We start from the raw sequence: 20,947 nt of genomic DNA on the forward strand, positions 1-20,947 counted from the left end.
ATCAAAATAGCAATTTTTCTATTATATCATCGATGAGAAAATTTATAATACCGCTATTTGCATTTACTACGTCGGTTTTTGCCTATCTTCCTGGTGAATCAGGTTTTGTTTCACTTGATGGTGGCCATGGTGTTTTCGGGAACCCGGCGGGGCTTTCGGCTCTGGATTCCAAGGGTGCGCTTCTCACTTACCAATATGACGACGGCATTACCGAACTTCGCGTGGGTGGCAATCTGGACCGCTTTGGTGCGGGTTTTGAGTACCGCTTTGACGGCAAGGGAATGGATGAGTCCCGCTGGAATCTGACTCACGGATTTCCGCTTTTTGACCGTAGCGTGTTCTGGGGCGGTCGCATCACGGCGCTTCGCAGCGCTGATTTCAAGGGAACGGAGTGGAGCTATTCTCCAGGTATCCTGATTCGCCCTTTTACCATGCTCTCGCTGGGATATTCTTGCGAAAACTTGCTGTACGTTGGCCCCTCTTCGATGGAACGAATCCACAATGCAGGTGCCACGATCCGTATGGGCGATTTTCTCAATGTGAGTTACGATGTCGAGAACTGGAAAGAGCATCGATTGCTTCTGGAACTTTCGCTTTACGGTTACCGTTTTGGATTCAAGGTCCCGCTCTACGGCGATGACGATGAATACACGCTTACTCTTTCTACTTCGTTTGGCGGGCACGTTGATGCATCCCTTAAAATCTTTGATGATTTCTTGCCGAAGGGCGGTAGCATAGGGTTTCATGCAGCCCGCAATCCGCGCTCGTCGCATGTGGGGCAGATTGTGCGTGTGCCGCTCAACATGGACGTGACCGAAGTCGAAAAGAAATTCCTGTTCTTCGAGCCAACTTCCATTGGCCTGATGAAGGTTCGAAACTTGTTCGAACATTTGCTCAGGGATCCGTCTGCAGGGCTTGTTGTGCTAGACTTCTCGGGCTATAAGGGCAATATGGCGATTTCTGAAGAGATCAATCGCTACGTCAAAAAGATTAAGGCACGTGGCGGTCTTGTGATTGCCTATATGGATGATGTGCGTCCTTCGGATTTGATGGCGGCCGCAAGCGTGGACCGCATCGTTGTCGAACCTTCGGCCCATTTTACCTGGCTTGGGCTTGGCGGCGGGATTATGTTCTACAAGGGGCTTTTGGATAAATTAGGTGTCAAGGTGGAATTTTTGCGCCATGGGGCCTACAAGTCTGCGGTAGAACCTTATATGGAAGATTCCTTGTCGGTGAATGCGCGTAGCAATATGGAATCGCTATATAAGGATCTTTGGGAAATTCTCCGTATGCGGGTTGCTGAGCGGATAAAGACGGGATCTTCGACCGAGAGCCTGAAGATGCTTGATTCGCTTGCGCAAAAGCCGGTCATCACCGCGATTGGGGCGAAAAAGGCTGGGCTGGTTGATACTTTGCTTTACATTGACCAGGTTCCTGCTTACGCCCTAAAAACCTTTTTCGATATGGACGCCCCTCCCCATGTGGGCTTTAGGACATGGTCTCCGTCGAACATGAAAATATTTGACGAAAGCTGGATACATCGGGCAAAGGTTGCGCTCCTGAACATCAATGGAACAATTGATTCGCGCATGGGCGAGGTGGTTCTTGATAATTTGCGCCGTCTCCCCGGAATGGGCGTGAAGGCTTTGCTTGTGCGGATTTCTTCGCCGGGTGGAGATGCAATTGCTTCGGATAAAATCTGGGGAGCGCTCAAGAATTTGAAGCGGTTTGACATTCCTATCGTGGCAAGTGTTGGAAACATTGGAGCTTCGGGCGCCTACTACATTGCCTGCGGTGCGGATAAGATTGTTGCAGAACCTTTTGCTATTGTCGGGAGTATTGGAATTTACGGCGGAAAGATTGACGCTTCTGGCTTGATGCAAAAAATCGGGTTGAAAACCGAACCGGTAAAGACGAATGATTATGCCGACGCGCGTTCGTTTACTCGCCCGTGGACCGATACCGAAAAGGCTGCGCTCCAGGAATATATGGATGATTTCTATGACCGCTTTACAGGCGTTGTGTCGCAGGCGACGGGAATTGACCAGGCTGTTGTGGATTCCGCGTATGGTGGCGGTCGTGTGATGGTCGGCTGGAGGGCCAAAGAGGCCGGGCTTGTGCAAAGCTTGGGCGGATTTGACGATGCCCTTGACGAAGTCCGTGAACTTGCCGGTATCCCGAAGTCTACGGATATCGAACTGATGCAGTTGAATACGGATGAGTCCTTTGTTGAATCGTTTGTGAATGCGAAATCTATGGGAGATTTTATCCGCGACATAGAACGCACCCAGTTCTGGGCGATAGAACCAATGCTGATTGATGGTTATTAGTCAATGGTCATTGGCTATGTTGTTCTCGTGCATTTTGTCATGCCCGACTTGTTCGGGCATCGCCATCTTGAAAATGATGAAACTGTAACTTGAAGGCGCCGGAGGCGCAAAATTATGTTCGAAATTGCTTTAACTGTTTTTTGTTGTCTTGCCGCTTCGGCGTTCTGTTCTGTGACTGAAGCCTCGTTCTACAGCGTCCCGCCTTCGACGGTGGAAGTTTTGGAACGCCAAAAGAAGTTTACCGCGCGTTACCTGAAGCACGTGAAGAATAATATCGACCGCTACATCGCTTCGGTGCTTGTGGTGAATACAGTCGCGAATACGGTGGGTGCGTCCCTGGCGACGGCCTTGGCGGTGAAGCGTTTGACTCCTTCGCAGGCGATGTTACTCCCCGTGGTGCTCACGGTTCTCATTTTGCTCTTTGGCGAAATCACGCCCAAGACGCTCGGCGTGAAGCAGGCGAAAGTCTGCGCGCCGCTTGTGGCCGTGCCGTTCTACTACATCACGAAAATCCTCAGCTGGACGGGAATCATCTGGCTTTGCCTCACGCTTACCAAGCACTGGACGCACGAAGACAAGGAAAAGAAGGACGTGAGCATCGAGGACATCAACAGCCTCGTGAGTCTCGGACTTCGCGAAGACGTGATTGACCGCCAGCAGGCTCTCGTGATCAAGAACATCCTTTCGCTCAAGTCGCTCCCAGTGCGCCGCGTGATGACGCCGCGACAGGTCGTGTTTACTCTCTCTGCAGACAGTACGATTGGCGAGACTCTTGACGAGCGCGGCAACTGGCCGTTCTCGCGTGTACCGCTTTACGACGGCAAAAAGGACAACTGGATCGGGATTGTGCTTCGCCGCGATGCGTACAACCAGCTTGCCGAAGGCCACCGCGATGTGAAGCTCCGACAGCTCATGCGCCCGATGCAGCTCGTGCCTGATAGCCTCATGACCGACAAGCTGTTGCTTAGATTCCTCAAGCAACGAGGCCACATGGTGGGTGTTGTTGACGAATTCGGTGCGATTGCGGGTATCGTGAGTCTCGAAGACGTGCTCGAAGAAATCCTCGGCCGTGAAATCGTCGATGAATTCGATGTCGCCGTGAACCTCCAGGAAACCGCCCGCCGCAAGTCCAAAGCCTTGGCCTTTATGCGGAAGACTGCGGCAGGGAAAAATGAACGCCAAGGAGAGCGGGTTTAAAATGGGTAAGGAAAGAATTGTCTTTGTGGATTACGCAAGGGCGTTGGGGATATTTCTAGTTGTTTTTGCGCATTGCTTGCAGAAATATTGTGATGGGATGGATTTTTCTAATCATTTTATTTACAGCTTCCATATGCCCTTGTTTTTTGTGATAAGTGGATTTTTGTTGTCGTTAAAGGATGTAAAGATTGGAAAGCTCCCAAGGACTGCCAAAAGGCTTTTGGGACCCTATTTTTTTTGGAGCGCATTTTATGTCCTTTTGATGTTCGTGCAATCCTTAGTTCAACCCTCCCATGATTTTGACGTTAAAGAACGCTTATGCGCTATTTTAACAGGGAGGGGCCTTGCTCCGCTTTGGTTTTTATGGAATTTGTTGTTTTCAGAAATAATCTTTGTTCTAATGAATTGCTGGTTAAAGTTACGTACAAAGACCAAGATTGTTGTTGTGCTGTTTGTGCTTGCAGTGGTTACATATCTTTGTGATTTGTTTTTTGCTTCGTATCGTCATCATTTTGAGGATTGCGAACTGGTTTTGTATTTGTTTATTTCAATTACAAGATTGGCGCCTTCTGTATTCTTCCTGTTTGTTGGAAGCTTGTTTGCGCATGTAAATAATGCTGGTTTTACTAAAAAGGGGGATTTCGCTCTTGGTCTTGTTTCTGTGGCGGTTTTTGCCCTTATTCAGACATATACGGATAATAGTGTAAATATGCACCTGATTCATTATGGAAATCCGTTTGTTTTTTTGATGACAGGATCTTTAGCGTCTATCGGAATTTTATGGTTTTGCAAATTATTGCCGTCGGATTTAAAGATTCTTAGTTTTGTTGGGAAAAAGACTTTGGATATTATGGTTTTGCATTATCCACCTATGCCGTTTATGGCCCTGTTCGCGTTCTTTGCAGGTCTTGTTTTTTCAGAGAAAAATGTTTTTGTCGTATTCTTGATTTCCGTTTTGATTACTGCAACAACATGTTTTGCGGGGGTTGTTTTAGACAAGGTTCGCTCTGTTATTCGGGTTCTTTAATGGCCCGTAAAGAGCGGGGCTTTCGTACCGGCGTAGCTAAAATATTAGTACAATTGTATTAATTGATATAATTGATATAGTGTGTAAGCCTTATTTTTCGGGCTTTTTGTCAAAAAAGTGTTTTTTTACCCTTGAACCCTTGCGAAAAATCATCTAAATTTACTCTGCTTTTCTCGGGGCGCGTGTGCCCCGGAATTTCACTCACTAGAGGATTTACATGAAGACCATTACGGTAAACCCGAAGACTGTCTCCCGCAAGTGGAAGCTTGTGGACGCAGCTGAAAAACCCATGGGACGCGTTGCTAGCGAAGTTGCTCGTCTCCTCATGGGCAAGCATAAGGCCATCTATTCCCCGAACGTCGACACTGGCGACTTCGTGGTTGTCATCAACGCTGAAAAGGTTGCCGTTTCTGGCAACAAGGCTCTCCAGAAGCAGTATTTCCACCACACTGGCCACATCGCCGGTGAACGTTGGATCAACTTTGCCGACCTCTTGGCAAAGAACCCGACTGCTCCGCTCGAAGCAGCTATCTGGGGCATGCTCCCGCACAGCGCTCTTGGCCACAAGATGATCAAGAAGCTCAAAATCTTTGCTGGCGCCGAACATCCGTTCGCTGCTCAGAAACCTGAAGTCGTAGACTTGTAATTTAGAACGGAGGATAAATCTATCGCTACCGCAAAAAATAAGAAGATCTACCGCGGCACTGGCCGTCGTAAGAACGCTATCGCCGCTGTGATCCTGAAGCCGGGTTCCGGCAAGCGCACTATCAATGGTCGTGATTTCAAGGAATACTTCCATTCTGAAGTGCAGGACATGATTGCAAATCTTCCGTTCGCCATCCTTGGCAACGCTGAAGAATGGGACGTCGAAGTTACCGCTCGTGGCGGTGGCATCGCTGGCCAGATGGGCGCAGTCCGTCTCGGCATCTCCCGCGCACTCGTTGCTAACGACGCAGAAGTGAAGCCGGCTCTCAAGAAGGAAGGCCTCATGACTCGTGACGCACGTGCCGTTGAACGTAAGAAGTTCGGCCGCAAGAAGGCTCGTAAGCACTTCCAGTTCAGCAAGCGCTAATCTGCGATTTTGCTTTTACGGAAAACCCTGGCATTCGCCAGGGTTTTTCTGTATTTATGTCTCTCAAAGCGTCATCCCGGACTCTGTTCCGGGATCGGCATTTTTCCTAAAAAAAAGATGCCCCGCACCGACGGGGCATGACACATGCGGCAATGCCGCGTCTTTTAACAAATTTCTAGTAACTAATAACTATTAACTAGTAACTCGCCGAACGAAGGCGCTAGAAATTATCGTCTCTATCGAACATGTGCGTCACGAATTCCACGACGAGCGTCTCGTAGGCGTCGTCGCTAAAGATCGGCTTCTGCATCAAGTCAATCGCTTCCTGTGAAAGCTTGCCTGTCGTTGCGAGTTCGGCGCCGCCCTTGCGGTATTTTTCACGGAGCATGTTCAAGCGGCGCGGCCCGCCACGGTGGTCGAGCGCACGCATTTGCGGACAGGCGATAAGCGTGTAGCCCTCGTGACCGAGAATGATGTCGAACTGCTTGCGGACCGGCTCGTAAACCACGTCCAAGTCCATCCAGGCGCAACTCGAAAGCAGAATGATCTTTTGGCCCTCTTTCTGGAACTGCAGCCCGTGTAGCGGGGTGCCCATGGCGTTAGCCCCTTCTTTGAGCTTCTGGCCCATGTACGGATGGACCATGCCCACGATGCGGTCCATCAAGACCTTCATCTGGCCCGGGACGCCAAACAGGAACAGCGGAAAACTCCAAATGACAATATCCGAATTGATGAGCTTTTCGCGAATCATCGGAACATCGTCGTCTTTCATGAAGCACGAACCGTCCTCGCGTCCCCAGCAGCTGAGGCAACCTCGGCACGGCTTGATGTTCATCTTGTCGATGAAAATATATTCGGTTTCATAGTCGCCATTTTGCTCGATCCCTTCAACAAAAGCCTTTGTCGGGATGAGGGTTCCACTACGTTCCCTTTTCGGGCTTGCGACCATAACGAGAATTTTCTTTTTTTCTGCCATGCGCCCAAATTTAGAAAAAATTAACATCTGGAAAAAGGTGCCGTTATATGGAATTGTGCCTATTATATAGTGAAAAAAAAAGCATTTTATTTTACTATTCTTATATTTTCTATATTGCAGGACTGTTATGAATAAGGCGGATGATGTAATGAAATTTGATTCTTTTGTCATTTTTGGCGGATGTGGTTTTATAGGTTCGCATGTGGTGGACCTGCTCCGTGAAAAATACCCAGATGCAAAGATATACATTGCTGACCTCCTTGCCGATACCGCTCAATCAGATGGTGTGATTTCCTATCAGCGTGTCGATGTTCGCAACTCCATTGAATTGCAGGGCGATTTTGGCGCAAATACTCTCGTGTTTAACTTTGCCGCAATTCACCGCACTCCGGGGCATCCTGATTACGCCTATTTCGAAACAAATATTCGCGGTGCTGAAAATGTCTGCGATTTTGCCCGCAAGCATGGCATCGAAAATATCGTCTTTACGAGCAGCATTGCTCCGTACGGTGCTGCGGAAGAACTGAAGACGGAAGAAACTCTTCCGACCCCGAACACCCCGTATGGAATCTCCAAGCTGGTGGCTGAAAAGATCCATCGTGAGTGGGCTGCTGAAAATGCAAGTCGCAGGCTCTCGATCGTACGGCCGGGCATTGTATTCGGTAAGGGTGAAAATGGCAATATGACCCGCCTTTATAAGGCTCTGAAAAAGCGCAAGTTTGCATACGCTGGCCGCAAGGACACCATAAAAGCCTGTATTTATGTGAAGGACCTGGTTCGGGTGATGCTTGCAATGGGCGAAGCTGAAGGCGAAAAAACAAAGCTTTACAACTGCTGTTATTACCCGTCGTTCACGATTGAGCAGATTGCCAATACCATGCTCAAGGCGACCGGCATGCGACGTCGGATTCCTTTTATCCCACGTAAACCGATGATGGCCGCTGCGACTCTCTGTGGCTTGTTTGGCGGCCTTGGTCTGGGCATATGCCCTGCCCGTGTGAGAAAACTGATGGTGAGCACAAATATCGACGGCCAGAAACTAGCGAAAGATTATCCACTTTCCTATTCACTAGAAGACGCTTTCCGTGATTGGTTTAAAGATTGCGGAGAGGAGGAACTGGTGTAGCATGGGCGCTAAAAAACCGACCTTAGCATTTGTCATTCTTACATGGAATTCCGAACGCGTTATAGAACGATGTGTGCGTTCTGTCTTTGCATTGAAGTCCTTTGATGTTTCTGCGTATGTTGTAGACAACGGATCGTCAGACAAGACTGTAGGAATCCTGGATTCATTGGCAAAAGAATATCCTCAACTGCATGTTATCAAACGTGCAGTTAATGAAGGGACTACGGTCCCGCGTAATTTGGCCCTCAAGGAAATTAGTCCTGATACCGATTACATTTGCGTTCTGGATTCCGATACCGAAGTAAATGACGATGCCATTCAGGCGATGGTAAAAACCTTGGACAACAAGCGTGTTGGTATTGTCGGGCCGGAAATGAGGAATGAAGCGGGCGTTCTGCAAAATAGCGGCCGCAAGATACCGACATTGACGATTAAGCTTTCCAAGGTCCTGCCTTTAAAGAAAGCCCAGCGTTGGGGCGAGTCGCTTGAATTTTACAGCTATCCGGCTGACCAGAAAGTTGTCCCTGTCGGGTACCTGATGAGCGCCTGCTGGATGTTCCGGCCGGAGATTTTGGACCGGGTCGGCTACCTGGACGAGAAGATTTTTTATGCGCCTGAAGACGTTGATTTCTGCCTGCGCTGCTGGTTGGCTGGCTTCGGAGTTGTCCAAAATAAAAATGCCAGGATCTTGCATAGCTGGCAGCGCCTTTCGCGCAAAAAGCTTTTCAGTAAGCACAACTGGGAACACATAAAAGGGCTGGCGTACTTATTTACGAAATATCGCTATTTGTGGTCTGCACGAAAGATCGAAAAATTGGTGGCTGGATTTGCTAGAGGAATGCTATGAAACGCGTTATAACATATGGTACATTTGACCTTTTGCATTATGGTCATATTAATCTCCTGAAAAGGGCAAAGGCTCTTGGGGATTATCTTATCGTTGTTGTCTCTTCCGATGAATTTAACTGGAATGAAAAACATAAGAAGTGCTATTTCTCTTATGAACAGCGAAAGACTCTCGTTGAATCTATTCGTTACGTTGATCTTGTTATTCCTGAAGAAAGCTGGGAACAGAAAAGAACGGATGTTCACGAATACCATATAGATACTTTTGTAATGGGCGATGATTGGGCTGGAAAGTTTGATTTCCTGAAAGAAGAAGGCGTGGAAGTAGTCTATTTGCCAAGGACACCTGAAATAAGCACGACTCAGATAAAAAAAGATTTGAATGTGCAAAAAGCATAGAAGGGAACCGTGAACGAAGTTTTTGAAAAAAATTTGCGTAAGTTGCAGCTTTTGCAATTGGATATCGCTAAAGCCATAAAGGAATTGTGTGAATCAAATGGAATTCCGTATTTCCTGATTGGTGGAACTCTTCTTGGTGCCATTCGACATAAAGGTTTCATTCCCTGGGACGATGACTTTGATGTAGGAATGCTGAGGGAAGACTATGAACGGTTTATCAAAATTGCGGAAGAAAAACTAGACAAGAAGAAGTTCTTTTTAGAAACTTGGGATACGGAAAAAGGTTACGGGTTCCCTTTTGCAAAAGTAAAATTGAATGGAACCAAGTATCCTGAACGCAATGCCCCCAAAAGTGTCCATCAGGGAATCTTTGTGGATGTTTTCCCGATCGATACCGCAGCCCCGACAAAAAGAAAAAGGCTTTTGCAGCTGGCTGCATTTCAGGTTACATATAAATTTTACATTTATAAAAAGGGATATGTTCCCAGAGTCCTGTACAATAAGAAATCCAATGTTAAATGGATCGTTGCCAAGATAATGGGCGCTGTTGCTCATCTGGTGCCTGATTTTGTATTGAAAAATATCATTTCGAAAAGCCTGAAATTTTACAACTTGTCGTCGGGAACCGTTGCCGTAAATTTGCTAGGTGCATACGGCTATAAGGAAACGTGTTCAAAAGAAGGACTTGTTGAAACCATAAAAGTTCCGTTTGAAGATACTGAGTTTGCAATACCTAAAGGCTATATAGAATACCTGACGAACATGTATGGCGATTATATGCAGTTGCCACCTGTAGAAAAGCGTTACAATCGACACGGAAATTACGATTCTGTTGACTTTGGAGAATACTCGTAATGCGAATTGCGTACTTGCTGCCTTATTTTACGATAGTCAGTGGTTCCTTTGGAGGAATCAAGATGCAGGCTGTCCAGTGGCGCGACATGTTGCAAAAAATGGGGCATGAAGTTGTTGAAATAAATCCCTGGGAGACATACGACTGGAAAAGTTTTGATGTGATACATTTTTTCTTTTTTGGTTCGTCTTTTTTTTCCCTTTATTCATCTTTAAAACTGCGTGCACCGCAGGCGAAGTTTGTCTGTTCTCCAGTATTAGATCCGCATTATCCGTTGCTTGTATATAAAATTCTTTCCCGGATTTCATATCCGAAGGCAAAAATATTTGCGGACTATTCTGCGTTAAGGCGTTATAAATCTGTTTTTGACGTGTTCCTTGCCAGAACGCAATATGAACAGAAGTTCCTGTCGGATGCGTTCGGTATTAGCCCTTCCAAAATACAGCTGGTCCCTTTAAACAGCCGCTTTTCGAAAGTAGATTCTTTGGATCAAAATAAGAAGGAAAACTTCTGCTTGCATGTGTCTCGAATTTGCGATTCGACAAAGAATGTGGAACGGCTTGTCGATGCCGCGCTAAAGTATAATTTTGACTTGGTTTTGGCGGGTGCAAGTACAGATGAATTTAACGCAAAATTAGCGCGTAAGATTGGCTCTCGCCAGAATATCCAGAATTTGGGCCGCGTATCCGATGAAAAATTAAAGGACCTGTATTCTAGGGCGAAAGTATTTGCGCTGCCTTCGATTCGAGAAGGGGTTGGGTTAGTGGCTCTAGAAGCTGCCAGCTATGATTGCGATATTGTGATTACAAATATAGGCGGCCCTAAGGAGTACTTTTTACCGAATGCCATCGCTGTCGATCCCTATAGCGTCGATGAAATTGGCCTAGCTGTAAAAAAATTCATGAATGGCGAGACTTATCAGCCCGCATTGCGGAAGCTCATTGCTGAAAAGTATTCGGAAGCTGTGGTAACCCAGAAATTACTGGACGCATATTCGAAAATGTAAGGGTTGGGAAAGACGATGTCTACGCATTCCTTAGCAGATAAATTAGTGATTATGGCAATTCTTGCATTGCCGTACGACGCTATACCGCATATATTGCCTTTTGTCTATAGGCCATTGTCGCTGTATTTTATTGTCGCCGCCTTTGCCATTTATTTGCTCCAGAATCATGGCCGCTTTAGTTTGCCTAAGCCTGTTATTCAGATTCTCTTTTTTAGTGTTGTTTCTGTCTCTGTTGGAAGTGTTGTCTTGCTTTTCCATACAGGATCTTTTGTTGGCTTAAAATATTATGTTCCTGGCTTGGCGATGGGGATGCTTTCTGTTATTGTCTTTTCGCAGTTCCTATCTAGCCATAAGGATCCCGATTTTCCCAAGACCGTTTTAAAGTATGTTGGATACGCCTATATTCCGGCGATGTTCCTGGGCACTTTGGAAACTTTATCCTGTTACCATATCTTGCCGCACGTATTTAAGTCCGTCATCAACGCTATCTTTGGAGGCTGGCAGGAATTCCGTCCGTGCTTGACAAATTCGGAAGCTTCTTATGCCTCCCAGCACATGGTTTTTGCCATTTTCGTTTATGCTTATCTGTATAAAGTTTTTCATTTGAAAAAATGGATGTATTGTACGATTGTCGCCGCAATGCTCTTGCTGTTTACGGTTAGCACGAAGGGATATCTTTTGATCATCTTGTCGGTGGCCTTTTATGGTGTGTTTTCCAGCATTGCGAAGGGAAATTTCCAAAAAATGGTTTTGAAATCTATCGCAGTGTTGTTGGTGCTTGCGTTGATTTGCTTTGCGATGTATCAGGTTTTATTGCTTGACCCTGGTACGTATTTTGCCAAGAGAGTATTGGAGTTTAAGAGTATTTCTGAAACAATCGAGTCTGATTCAAGCGCGTTTGTACGACTTGGGCTTCCTATGATTGCTCTAAAAATGTTTCTTCATAATCCTCTGCTTGGTTTGGGTGCAGGTGGTTGTCACGTTTTTACTTTAGAATATATTCAGAAATTCATGCCTTTTGCAATGAATCTCAACGATGTCCTGTATATGAGAAAAACGGGAAATGCAATGTCCTCTGCAATAATTTTTCAAGTGCTGGCTAATTTTGGGGTATATGGCTTTATTTTGTTTATCCGCCCGCTTGTTGTCATTTGGAAGCGGAATAAAAAAATAGTGGCATCCATAAGATCCTTTGCTTTGCTTTTTTCATTTTTTATTGTACAGATTGTTCAAAGTGGCAATTGGGCTTATATGCATATGTGGTTCCTGTTCGCTTTCTTCGCAATAAAACGAAGCGAAAGTTACGGCTCTTTTGCAGGTCTCTCTAAAAATGGTTGATTTATGCTAAATAGAACTCAGGAAGAAATTATTCAAAAATGGCCAAAAGATTGGAATACTCCGCTGGTCAGCGTTCGGTGTATTACTTATAATCAGCAGTCTTACATCGCTCAGACTTTGGATGGCTTTTTAAGTCAAGAGACCGATTTCCCATTTGAAGTAATCGTCCATGATGATGCATCTACCGATAAAACTGCGGATATCATACGCGAATATGAAAAAAAATATCCTAAGATAATCAAGCCTATCTATGAAACTGAAAATCAGTATTCAAAGAATGATGATTCTTTGGATAAAATCGTCGATTCTGCATGTAAGGGAAAGTATATAGCTTTTTGTGAAGGTGATGATTATTGGATAGATCCTTTAAAGTTGCAAAAGCAAATAAGCTTCCTTGAAAAGAATTTGGATTATGGATATTCTTATACCAATTTCAAAGGCTTTAATCAGCAAACGCAACAGTTTTTTGATATGAATATCGAGGGGTTGTCTGGAGATAATTATGCACATGAAATGCTGAATCCGACATCGTCTATATGGACTTTAACATTCTGTTGCCGAAAGGAATTGTATCTCTCTAGACCCAAATTAAATAGAAAAGAATATTTTTGTGGGGATAGACTGATGTTTTTGCATTTAGCTTCTATCTCTAAGGGACACTATTTACCTGAATGTACAAGTGTCTATAGAAAACTTTCAGAGTCAGCTTCGCATTTTAAATCAAAGAGAGCAATATTTAAGTTCTGTTTTACCCATAACAAAACATATCTTTATTTTCTTGATCATGCAAGACGTTTTGAAGGTTGGGATAAGGCAAAAAAGAGATTTTCGATCAGACTTCTCCCTCATTGTTTCTTTACGTATGATTGGGATGCCTTTAAGAAAATCGAGCTTTCATTGTTCCCTGTGAAATTTGAAAGCTTTTACTGGACGATGAGGTATTTTGTTGTTTCCGTATTATATAAATTGTGTAGAATAAAGCCCTTTTTTAAGTGTGGATGTTTTTTGGTGAATCTTTTGGATCGAAAATAAGTGTATTTTTGCAATTTTTACAGTGTAAAAGATCTACCTGTTATATTGTAGAACTGTCATGGAGAATTTATGGCAAATAAGCAAATAACCGTCACTTCCCCCCTTCTTCCGTCTTTGGAAGAACTCACGCCGTATCTTAAGGATATTTGGGACCGCAAGTGGCTTACTAATAATGGCCATTATCATCAGGAGTTGGAACGCGCTCTCGCCGAATATCTTGGAGTTGAATACATTAGCTTGTTTACTAACGGGACTCTTCCGCTTATTACGGCGCTCCAGGCGATGCGCATTACGGGCGAAGTGATTACCACCCCGTACAGCTTTGTGGCGACGACACATTCTATCTGGTGGAATGGGCTTACCCCGGTATTTGTCGATGTTGATCCGGCGACGGGCAACCTTGATCCTCAGAAAATCGAGGAAGCGATTACTCCGAAGACAACAGCCATTATGCCTGTGCATGTGTACGGTAACCCGTGCGATATCGAAGCCATCCAGGAAATCGCGGACAGATACGGCCTTGCCATCATCTATGATGCCGCCCACGCCTTCAACGTGAAGGTGAATGGCCGCACGATTCTTGATGCAGGTGACATGAACACGCTCAGCTTCCATGCAACCAAGACGTACAACACTGTGGAAGGCGGCGCTCTTATCTGCCACGATGCCCGCACCAAAAAGCGCATCGACTACCTCAAGAACTTCGGCTTTGCAGGCGAAACGACTGTGGTTGCTCCGGGCATCAATAGCAAGATGGACGAAATCCGTTCTGCTTACGGCCTCTGCAACCTCAAGCACATTGACAATGCCATTGCCGCCCGCAAGAAGGTCGCGCAGAAGTACCGTGCAGCGTTATCGAATGTTCCTGGCATCTCCATGTTCAAGGAACGCGATGACGTGACCTACAACTACTCGTATTTCCCGATTTTCGTGGACGAGAAGGAATATGGTATCAGCCGTGACGCTCTTTACGAGAAAATGAAGGAACACAATGTCCTTGGACGCCGCTATTTCTATCCGCTGATTTCGAGTTTCGCCATTTACCGTGGCTTGCCGTCTGCAACCAAGGAAAACCTCCCTGTTGCAACCCGTATGGCCGATGAAGTCATCTGCTTGCCGATGCATGCGGGACTTACGGACGAAGATGTGAACAGGGTGCTGGAACTTGTTTGCAATAAGGGGAATGTATAATGAAGAAAGCGTTATTGCTGTGCTCGAGCCACAATGACCTGGGCTTGGTTCGTGCACTTCGCAAGCTTGGGTATTACATTATCGTTACCGGTAACAGGGAAAATCTGCCTGGTCAAAAATGGTGCGATGAATTTATTCTTGCGGATTATTCGGACAAAGAAAAAATCCTGGAAATTGCACGGAAAAATTCTATAGATGCCATCATTCAGTGTTGTAATGATTTCGGTGTGTACACCGCAGCCTATGTCGCAGAAAAGCTCGGATTGCCCGGCTATGACTCGTACGAAACGACCTTGACGCTCCACAACAAGGACTTGTTCAAGGAATTTGCAAAGAAAAACAACATTACCAGTCCGGTATCGACTCCGTTCTCTTCTGAGAAAGACGCTCTCCAGCATCTGGATACATGCGCATATCCGATAATTGTAAAGCCGACAGATTGCAGCGCGGGAAATGGAATTCACAGGGCTGACAACAAAGCGGAAGGGATTAAGTATGTCCAGGAAGCATTCCTGAAATCCCGGGCCAAAAGAATTGTTATCGAACCCTATGTGTCTGGCACACAGCATGGCTTCTGCACTTTTTTGCGCAATCAGAAAGTATGCGCGATATGCAGCAATAACGAATATTCTTTTTTAAATCCGTACCGCGTTGAAATCGATACGTATCCTGCCGACAATTTCGAAATCGTTCAAGGCAAGCTTGTAGAACAGATCGAGAAAATCGCCCATATCCTGAACCTAAAGGATGGCATATTCCATTTGCAGTACATCTATGATGGAAAAGAGGCCCAGATTATCGAAGTCATGCGTCGCATTTTAGGCAATATGTACCATGTCCCGGGCAACGCCCTTACAGGTATTGACTGGGAATATTGGGAAACTCGCGCAAGATGTGGCCTGGATCTGTCGGCATTTCCTTCTGTTGTAAGTCAAGAGGGTTGCTTTGCCTACAAGACGATTCTGGCCCCCAAAAACGGAAAGATTAAGTCTATCGAAATCCCGTCCAGATACAATAAGCATTTGGACAGCGTGTTTATGCTAAAGCAGAGTGGTGATTTGATAGAGAACAATATGTCCGAACCGGTCGGCTTCATGTTCTTTTGCTTCCCTGATCAATCCACGATGAAAAAAGAACTTATTGAATCCTATGTTAATGACGCCGTAACAGTTGAATAGGAGCGTAGAATGAATAACCAACACGAACTTTGCATTGGCATGGCCGGCGCTGGTCGAGCGACAGAACTGCATATGGAAGCCCTAAAAAGATTTAGCGGCATTCCGTTATGTTATAAGAGAATTATCGCGAGACGCGAAGACCAGGTCAAAAAGATGCAGGAGCGTTTTGGTTTTTTAGAATACTCCCTTAAATTCGAGGACCTGTTAAACGACCCTGAAATAGACGTCATTGATGTCTGTACTCCGCCATACGCTCACGCTGATATGGTCGAGCAGGCTTTAAAAGCGGGGAAGCACGTCATCTGCGAAAAGCCGTTAAGCGGATATTTTGGGGAAGATGGCGACAGTACGCCGATTGGTAAATGTGTCTCGAAAGTGAAGATGTATGAACGGTTGCTGACCTCTCTTGACCACTTGAAGGATTGCGTCGAGAAATCGAAAAAGAAGTTCTGCTATGCCGAAAATTTCATTTACGCCCCGGCAGTAACAAAGGCCGCGGAAATCATCACGGCGAAAAAGTCGAAGATCCTTTTTTCAAAAGGCGAGGAGTCTTTGAAAGGCTCCAGCTCTCCGGTTGCCGGTGAATGGGCTAAGACCGGCGGCGGGACGTTCATAAGGACAGGTGCGCATCCGTTATCTGCAATTATTTGGCTCAAGCAAATCGAGGCCAAGGCGAGAAACGAAAAGATATCGGTCCAGTCTGTATTTGCCGACATGGCCCAAATAACACCGAATTTGAACGATTACGAACATCGTCATATTGCGGCAAGGCCAAACGATGTTGAAGATTTTGGAACGGTGATCATTACGTTCTCTGACGGAACCAAGGCGGTTGTTATGGCGACCGATACTTTGTTGGGTGGAAGCCGTAACTATGTCGAACTGTATTGTAACGATGCCGTGATCAATTGCAAACTGACCATGTCCGATTTGATGAGCACCTATTTCCTGGACGAAGATGGCCTTGATGATGTCTATATTTCAGAAATGCTGCCGTCTAAGAAAGGCTGGAACAATCCGTTCTTGGAAGATGTCATCATGCGTGGATATGTCGATGAAATGCGTGATTTTATGGAATCAATTTATTATAATCGTGAGCCAAAGTCTGATTATTGGGTCGCTCACGAAACGTTGCGTGTCATTTATGCCGCCTATAAGTCTGCTGAATTAGGGAAGGCTGTAGTTCTTTAATTTTTTACCAATGTCTCTAAAATCATCTGTTATATCCTCGCTATTCTGGAAATATTTTGAACGCCTTGGTACCCAAGGTGTTCAGTTTATTGTTGCGGTTGTTTTGGCAAGATTGCTATCGCCTGCAGATTTTGGCTTGATAGCTCTTATCATGGTCTTTATTACCATTTCAAATGTTTTTGTCCAGAGCGGTTTAAATACAGCTCTGATTCAAAAGAAAGATGCTGATAATCTTGATTTTACGACCGTCTTTTATTCGTGCCTGCTGCTAGCTTGTACTTTGTATCTTGCCCTGTTTTGCGGCGCTCCATTTATTGCCAAGTTCTATAACAGTCAGAACGAGCTAGTCCCTGTTATTCGAGTCCTTGGACTGATGCTTCCTTTGGGTGCCTTGAGTTCAATTCAGGAGGCTTATGTTGCACGGAATATGATGTTCAAGACACTGTTTTATAGAAGTGTTGGTGCGATTATTCCCGCAGGGCTGATAGGTGTGCTGTTTGCCTATTGGGGATATGGCATTTGGTCTCTTGTTATTCAACAATTGACGAATTCGTTGCTGATTTGCATCATAATGTGGTTTACGGTTAAATGGAAACCGAGTTTGTCGTTTTCGTTTGCCCGCTGGAAAATGCTGTTCTCGTTTGGCTGGAAATTGTTGTGTTCGTCATTGCTGGATACTTGCTATAATAATTTACTGAACCTGATTGTTGGTAAAATGTTCAATCCAACTGCTCTAGGTTATTACAATCGCGGCGATCAGTTCCCTAAATTGATTGTGAACAACCTGAATTCATCTATCCAGTCGGTGATGCTGCCTTCTTTGTCATCCGTGCAAGATGATAAACCTCGTTTAAAAGTGATGATGCGTCGAGCTATAGTAACAAGTTCATTTTTTATTTTGCCTTTAATGGCAGGGCTTGCCGCTGTCGCAACACCGCTAACTCTTGTTGTCCTTGGTGAAAAGTGGCTCCCTGCGGTTCCTTTTATACAGATATGCTGTGTTATCTATGCTTTTTGGCCGATTCATACGACAAACCTTTCTGCAGTCAATGCGGTTGGACGTAGTGATATCTTTTTAAAACTTGAATTGATAAAAAAGGGTTATGGCCTGGTCGCTATTGCCATTGCTGTTTTATTTTTCAGGTCGCCAATAGGCATTGCGATGAGCAGTGCTATTACTGCTCCGCTTGGGGCATTTGTGAATGCTTATCCAAATAAAAAGTTATTGAATTATGGATACATTGAACAGACGAAGGATATTCTGCCTTCTATGGCATTATCTGTTTTCATGGGCGGATGTGTTTATTTTGTATCTTGTTGGTTGTCCGATAAATTTGCAATAAGTCCGGTTCTGCAATTGGTTGTCTTGACCTTTTTGGGCATGGCTCTTTATTTGGGACTCGCTAGGCTGTTGCATTTAGAATGCCTTGATTATTTAATAAAGACTGTAAAGGAATTTCGCAATAGGAAAAAATAATGGAATCTTGCGCAAAAAGAAGTGTTCATTTCGTAGTTCTGGGAATATTATTCCTTTGCCAGACTCTATTCGCCTCTCCGGTGATTTCTCCGGAGAGATACAACCTCAAGCTTCTCGATACGGCGCCCATGCTGTTCGAGTTCCATAGGCTTACAACCACTTCTGCAAAACAGGAATTTCATTATCCACAGAGGGATTCCTCCTGGCGCAGGGATGCTGCTAATAGGGAAAAGGATGCATTGCTGAAATTCCAGTCCAATCGGACATTCCTTGCGACAAGTCTGGTTGGCGGAATAGACTTCCGAGGTGGAAAAGCTCTTGGCGATACAATCTGGCCTGGGATTGACGGCGGACTTTATCTGAGAGGCTATATTGACTCTTTGGAATTTGTATTGGATGCTCGAATTTATTCAGAACGTCATTACTCGAAAAATCCTCAGTCATACGATGGTGAATACATTGACCTTCAGCTGGAAGAAGTTAATGACGGTCTTGAATATGTCAGCTACGCTCGTTATCGGGGCCACTTGGCTCTAAATATGGGCTTTGCCCGATTTGATGTCGGCCGTGATGTAATGCATTGGGGGCCTGGTTATTATAACAACTTGGCCTTAAACCAGTTCTCGCTGCCTTTTAATTCGATGTCCCTGGATTTGCAGGTCGGACCGCTTACTGTCCTTACTATTTATGGTGACTTGCGCGTTTTCAAGGGAAATTCAAACAAAGGTAACAAAGAAGCCCGAAATCTATATGGACATCGATATGAACTGGATTTCGGCAATCTTGTCGTGGGAATGAGTGAACTCCAGGTTGTTCACGATGACAATAATGCCTGGCTTTTTGTTCCGATCATTCCGCTTTTTATGGAAAAGGGGAATTACACTGAAAGCTCAAATAACGGGGCGTTGTCGTTTGATTTAAACTATAGATTGTTCAACAAGGCTCGTTTTTATACGGAATTCTTTATGGATGATTTTCAGAGTCCGATAGAGCTTATAAAAAATGAGAATATTCAGTCAAAATGGGCTTGGATGATTGGCGCCCAGGTGGCTCACGATTTCGATTGGAAAAATCATGCATTCGAAGTGGGAACACTTTTTGAATACGCTCGCGTTGAACCTTTCGTATATACGCATTTTAAGAGCAATACGGCTCAAATGGCTCATCTTGAAGTGCCGCTAGGCAATCAGGGCGGTCCTAACAGCATGACTATTGACTGGTTGATGTATTCGCGAATGGATAAGCGGTGGGTCTTTGGGTTGCACCAGAAATGGTTTTGGAAAGGTACAGATACGGGAAGCTCCATAAACGATCCCAATCCGCTGAATCACGCTGTTGTAAAAAAGCGTTTTCTGCATGGTGCAAAAATGCAGTATTCCATTACACCGATTCTCGGTATCGAAGGTCGCTATGTCAATTTCGATCTGGAATGGACCCTTCTGGGCGATCGAAAAGTGTATTCCAGAGCTGGGTTCAAGTGGTAGTTAAAGCGAAGGAACCAGTTTGTCGAGTTCTTTGATTTTGTTCTGAAGCGCCTTTTTTAGCATTTCAATGGCTTCGTCAAAACTTTTTTCTTCGTCACCTATTTTGTGAGCCGTGATGTTAATGGGCCAAAGCTTTATGTTCTGTTCGTTTGATTCCTTGACGTAATTTGCAAGAGAGTCGATAAAGGCGTTCATAGAACTGAGCGAATCTTTAATGACAGGCCATCTTTGCTTAAATGCATTTTTGAAAGAATCCTTCTCGAAAAATGGCTTAAACAAAGCCGTTTTTTGATTTATAAGCCCTGTCTTGTTTAATTTGAACGTGCCGTAATCAAAATCCCAAACGGGGCCGGCAGAGAGCTTGCCGTTCTTGTCTTTATGCATGTAGACGCTTTTGGGGTGCATCGGTTCACTGTTTGTCGATAATGCATATACCGTGAAATAGTCGATAAAAGAATTCTGATCGACATAGTCAAGGTAGGTGGAATCGTCTGCGTCTAGTTGCAAAGTCTTTTCGGTTTCATTGATGTAGTCTGTTATATAATTGTATTGGATTTTGTCTGGCTCGCTTGGATACTTTATATTGACGGGAAGGTCGTTGTATTCCGTTTTAAATTTGAATTCTTCATCGTAACTGGTATCGAATTCAAGTAAATAGGAGTCGTCGTCTAGTTCGAGCCTGTTCTTTTTGACTTCGATTTTTTCGCAGATGTAATAGTTGCCTAAAAATTCCCCGTTTATGATCACATCTGCAAACTTGCCGCTTGGGGTCCAGGCGAGAGATGTTTTACGGGCAAGTTCAAATGCGACGGCGTTTCTAATTAAGGTTCGGTCTCTATAGTTTGCAAGCATGACCCATTTTTTAGCTTTGGCCATACCCAGTAAGGATTGCTTTGTTTCAAACTTTATTGCGTAGGGCTTTTTGGGATAAAAGTCCCACGTTGTATTTCCTCTTCCCCTTATGGTCAAATCCAGGATTTCGCTTTCGGGTTCATACTCGTTCCAGATTTGCATTTTTGCGGGGATTTCTGTTTCGCGATCCTTTATGGCTTTATGTTTTCTCGTTTCGATCACGATCCTTGGAACACCTGTGTACGGTTGCTCAAAGTCTTCGATTGAGAGTTCTGTGATAGGTACTCCGCTTGCTGATGCACTATCATCACTACAGGCAGAAAAGAACAAAACTATAAGGGTGGCGATTACGTAAATTGCCATGCTTCTGTT

General features: G+C 44.9%; 19 protein-coding genes. 17 read left to right on the top strand and 2 right to left on the bottom strand.

Annotated features, from left to right (window positions below; translation table 11 throughout):
- Positions 1-32 precede the first annotated feature (32 nt).
- The 5 genes from sppA to rpsI all read left to right on the top strand — a co-directional run bounded on the left by sppA (position 33) and on the right by rpsI (position 5,626).
- Complete coding sequence (gene sppA, locus ACJMM9_RS04120) at positions 33-2,330, top strand: signal peptide peptidase SppA (RefSeq protein WP_405324097.1); 2,298 nt, start codon at positions 33-35, stop codon at positions 2,328-2,330.
- 114 nt (positions 2,331-2,444) lie between these two features.
- Positions 2,445-3,527, top strand: a complete 1,083-nt coding sequence (locus ACJMM9_RS04125) for a hemolysin family protein (protein WP_405324099.1) — start codon at positions 2,445-2,447, stop codon at positions 3,525-3,527.
- Positions 3,502-4,554 (top strand): acyltransferase family protein, encoded by a 1,053-nt coding sequence (locus ACJMM9_RS04130; protein ID WP_405324101.1) that lies wholly within the window; start codon positions 3,502-3,504, stop codon positions 4,552-4,554. Before ACJMM9_RS04125 ends, ACJMM9_RS04130 begins: the two co-directional genes overlap by 26 nt.
- Before the next feature lie 217 nt (positions 4,555-4,771).
- Positions 4,772-5,200 (top strand): 50S ribosomal protein L13, encoded by a 429-nt coding sequence (gene rplM, locus ACJMM9_RS04135; RefSeq protein WP_405324103.1) that lies wholly within the window; start codon positions 4,772-4,774, stop codon positions 5,198-5,200.
- Between the two features lie 21 nt (positions 5,201-5,221).
- Complete coding sequence (gene rpsI, locus ACJMM9_RS04140; protein WP_014545713.1) at positions 5,222-5,626, top strand: 30S ribosomal protein S9; 405 nt, start codon at positions 5,222-5,224, stop codon at positions 5,624-5,626.
- A 220-nt stretch (positions 5,627-5,846) separates the two neighbouring features.
- On the opposite strand, the gene ACJMM9_RS04145 is transcribed toward rpsI, so the two are convergent.
- Complete coding sequence (locus tag ACJMM9_RS04145) at positions 5,847-6,602, bottom strand: flavodoxin family protein (RefSeq protein WP_405324105.1); 756 nt, start codon at positions 6,600-6,602, stop codon at positions 5,847-5,849.
- A 148-nt stretch (positions 6,603-6,750) separates the two neighbouring features.
- Here ACJMM9_RS04145 and ACJMM9_RS04150 point away from each other — a divergent pair, with 148 nt between their 5' ends.
- From ACJMM9_RS04150 to ACJMM9_RS04205, 12 genes are all read left to right on the top strand, one after another.
- Positions 6,751-7,728: an NAD-dependent epimerase/dehydratase family protein gene (locus ACJMM9_RS04150; RefSeq protein ID WP_405324107.1), complete on the top strand. Its 978-nt coding sequence runs from the start codon at positions 6,751-6,753 to the stop codon at positions 7,726-7,728.
- A gap of 1 nt (position 7,729) precedes the next feature.
- Positions 7,730-8,575, top strand: coding sequence for a glycosyltransferase family 2 protein (locus tag ACJMM9_RS04155; protein WP_405324109.1), 846 nt, complete (start codon positions 7,730-7,732; stop codon positions 8,573-8,575).
- The gene (tagD, locus tag ACJMM9_RS04160; RefSeq protein WP_088640306.1) at positions 8,572-8,973 is read left to right on the top strand and encodes a glycerol-3-phosphate cytidylyltransferase; all 402 of its coding nucleotides are present in this window, start codon (positions 8,572-8,574) and stop codon (positions 8,971-8,973) included. Before ACJMM9_RS04155 ends, tagD begins: the two co-directional genes overlap by 4 nt.
- Positions 8,974-8,982: 9 nt before the next feature.
- The gene (locus tag ACJMM9_RS04165; protein ID WP_405324111.1) at positions 8,983-9,828 is read left to right on the top strand and encodes a phosphorylcholine transferase LicD; all 846 of its coding nucleotides are present in this window, start codon (positions 8,983-8,985) and stop codon (positions 9,826-9,828) included.
- Between the two features lie 62 nt (positions 9,829-9,890).
- Positions 9,891-10,832 (top strand): glycosyltransferase family 4 protein, encoded by a 942-nt coding sequence (locus ACJMM9_RS04170; protein ID WP_405324113.1) that lies wholly within the window; start codon positions 9,891-9,893, stop codon positions 10,830-10,832.
- A gap of 51 nt (positions 10,833-10,883) precedes the next feature.
- Positions 10,884-12,170, top strand: coding sequence for an O-antigen ligase family protein (locus ACJMM9_RS04175; protein WP_405324115.1), 1,287 nt, complete (start codon positions 10,884-10,886; stop codon positions 12,168-12,170).
- Between the two features lie 3 nt (positions 12,171-12,173).
- Positions 12,174-13,202, top strand: a complete 1,029-nt coding sequence (locus tag ACJMM9_RS04180) for a glycosyltransferase (protein ID WP_405324117.1) — start codon at positions 12,174-12,176, stop codon at positions 13,200-13,202.
- 69 nt (positions 13,203-13,271) lie between these two features.
- Positions 13,272-14,393 carry a DegT/DnrJ/EryC1/StrS family aminotransferase gene (locus ACJMM9_RS04185; protein ID WP_405324119.1) on the top strand — a complete coding sequence of 374 codons (1,122 nt, stop codon included), beginning with the start codon at positions 13,272-13,274 and terminating at the stop codon, positions 14,391-14,393.
- The gene (locus ACJMM9_RS04190; RefSeq protein WP_405324121.1) at positions 14,393-15,571 is read left to right on the top strand and encodes a hypothetical protein; all 1,179 of its coding nucleotides are present in this window, start codon (positions 14,393-14,395) and stop codon (positions 15,569-15,571) included. Before ACJMM9_RS04185 ends, ACJMM9_RS04190 begins: the two co-directional genes overlap by 1 nt.
- A gap of 9 nt (positions 15,572-15,580) precedes the next feature.
- On the top strand, positions 15,581-16,762 hold the full coding sequence (locus ACJMM9_RS04195; RefSeq protein WP_173465008.1) for a Gfo/Idh/MocA family protein: 1,182 nt from the start codon (positions 15,581-15,583) through the stop codon (positions 16,760-16,762).
- A 10-nt stretch (positions 16,763-16,772) separates the two neighbouring features.
- Positions 16,773-18,239 (top strand): lipopolysaccharide biosynthesis protein, encoded by a 1,467-nt coding sequence (locus ACJMM9_RS04200; protein ID WP_405324123.1) that lies wholly within the window; start codon positions 16,773-16,775, stop codon positions 18,237-18,239.
- Complete coding sequence (locus ACJMM9_RS04205) at positions 18,239-19,723, top strand: hypothetical protein (RefSeq protein WP_405324125.1); 1,485 nt, start codon at positions 18,239-18,241, stop codon at positions 19,721-19,723. The genes ACJMM9_RS04200 and ACJMM9_RS04205 overlap by 1 nt, the downstream gene beginning before the upstream one ends.
- On the opposite strand, the gene ACJMM9_RS04210 is transcribed toward ACJMM9_RS04205, so the two are convergent.
- Positions 19,724-20,938 carry a CotH kinase family protein gene (locus tag ACJMM9_RS04210; protein ID WP_405324127.1) on the bottom strand — a complete coding sequence of 405 codons (1,215 nt, stop codon included), beginning with the start codon at positions 20,936-20,938 and terminating at the stop codon, positions 19,724-19,726.
- Positions 20,939-20,947: the final 9 nt, after the last annotated feature.

The organism is Fibrobacter sp. (assembly GCF_045112255.1).
Lineage (GTDB): Bacteria > Fibrobacterota > Fibrobacteria > Fibrobacterales > Fibrobacteraceae > Fibrobacter.

Bases quoted from the DNA above. Each gene is read 5' to 3' on its own strand.
- sppA (WP_405324097.1), top strand. From the start codon at position 33: ATGAGAAAATTTATAATACCGCTATTTGCATTTACTACGTCGGTTTTT.
- ACJMM9_RS04125 (WP_405324099.1), top strand. From the start codon at position 2,445: ATGTTCGAAATTGCTTTAACTGTTTTTTGTTGTCTTGCCGCTTCGGCG.
- ACJMM9_RS04130 (WP_405324101.1), top strand. From the start codon at position 3,502: ATGAACGCCAAGGAGAGCGGGTTTAAAATGGGTAAGGAAAGAATTGTC.
- rplM (WP_405324103.1), top strand. From the start codon at position 4,772: ATGAAGACCATTACGGTAAACCCGAAGACTGTCTCCCGCAAGTGGAAG.
- ACJMM9_RS04145 (WP_405324105.1), bottom strand. From the start codon at position 6,602: ATGGCAGAAAAAAAGAAAATTCTCGTTATGGTCGCAAGCCCGAAAAGG.
- ACJMM9_RS04150 (WP_405324107.1), top strand. From the start codon at position 6,751: ATGAAATTTGATTCTTTTGTCATTTTTGGCGGATGTGGTTTTATAGGT.
- ACJMM9_RS04155 (WP_405324109.1), top strand. From the start codon at position 7,730: ATGGGCGCTAAAAAACCGACCTTAGCATTTGTCATTCTTACATGGAAT.
- tagD (WP_088640306.1), top strand. From the start codon at position 8,572: ATGAAACGCGTTATAACATATGGTACATTTGACCTTTTGCATTATGGT.
- ACJMM9_RS04170 (WP_405324113.1), top strand. From the start codon at position 9,891: ATGCAGGCTGTCCAGTGGCGCGACATGTTGCAAAAAATGGGGCATGAA.
- ACJMM9_RS04175 (WP_405324115.1), top strand. From the start codon at position 10,884: ATGGCAATTCTTGCATTGCCGTACGACGCTATACCGCATATATTGCCT.
- ACJMM9_RS04180 (WP_405324117.1), top strand. From the start codon at position 12,174: ATGCTAAATAGAACTCAGGAAGAAATTATTCAAAAATGGCCAAAAGAT.
- ACJMM9_RS04185 (WP_405324119.1), top strand. From the start codon at position 13,272: ATGGCAAATAAGCAAATAACCGTCACTTCCCCCCTTCTTCCGTCTTTG.
- ACJMM9_RS04190 (WP_405324121.1), top strand. From the start codon at position 14,393: ATGAAGAAAGCGTTATTGCTGTGCTCGAGCCACAATGACCTGGGCTTG.
- ACJMM9_RS04195 (WP_173465008.1), top strand. From the start codon at position 15,581: ATGAATAACCAACACGAACTTTGCATTGGCATGGCCGGCGCTGGTCGA.
- ACJMM9_RS04200 (WP_405324123.1), top strand. From the start codon at position 16,773: ATGTCTCTAAAATCATCTGTTATATCCTCGCTATTCTGGAAATATTTT.
- ACJMM9_RS04205 (WP_405324125.1), top strand. From the start codon at position 18,239: ATGGAATCTTGCGCAAAAAGAAGTGTTCATTTCGTAGTTCTGGGAATA.
- ACJMM9_RS04210 (WP_405324127.1), bottom strand. From the start codon at position 20,938: ATGGCAATTTACGTAATCGCCACCCTTATAGTTTTGTTCTTTTCTGCC.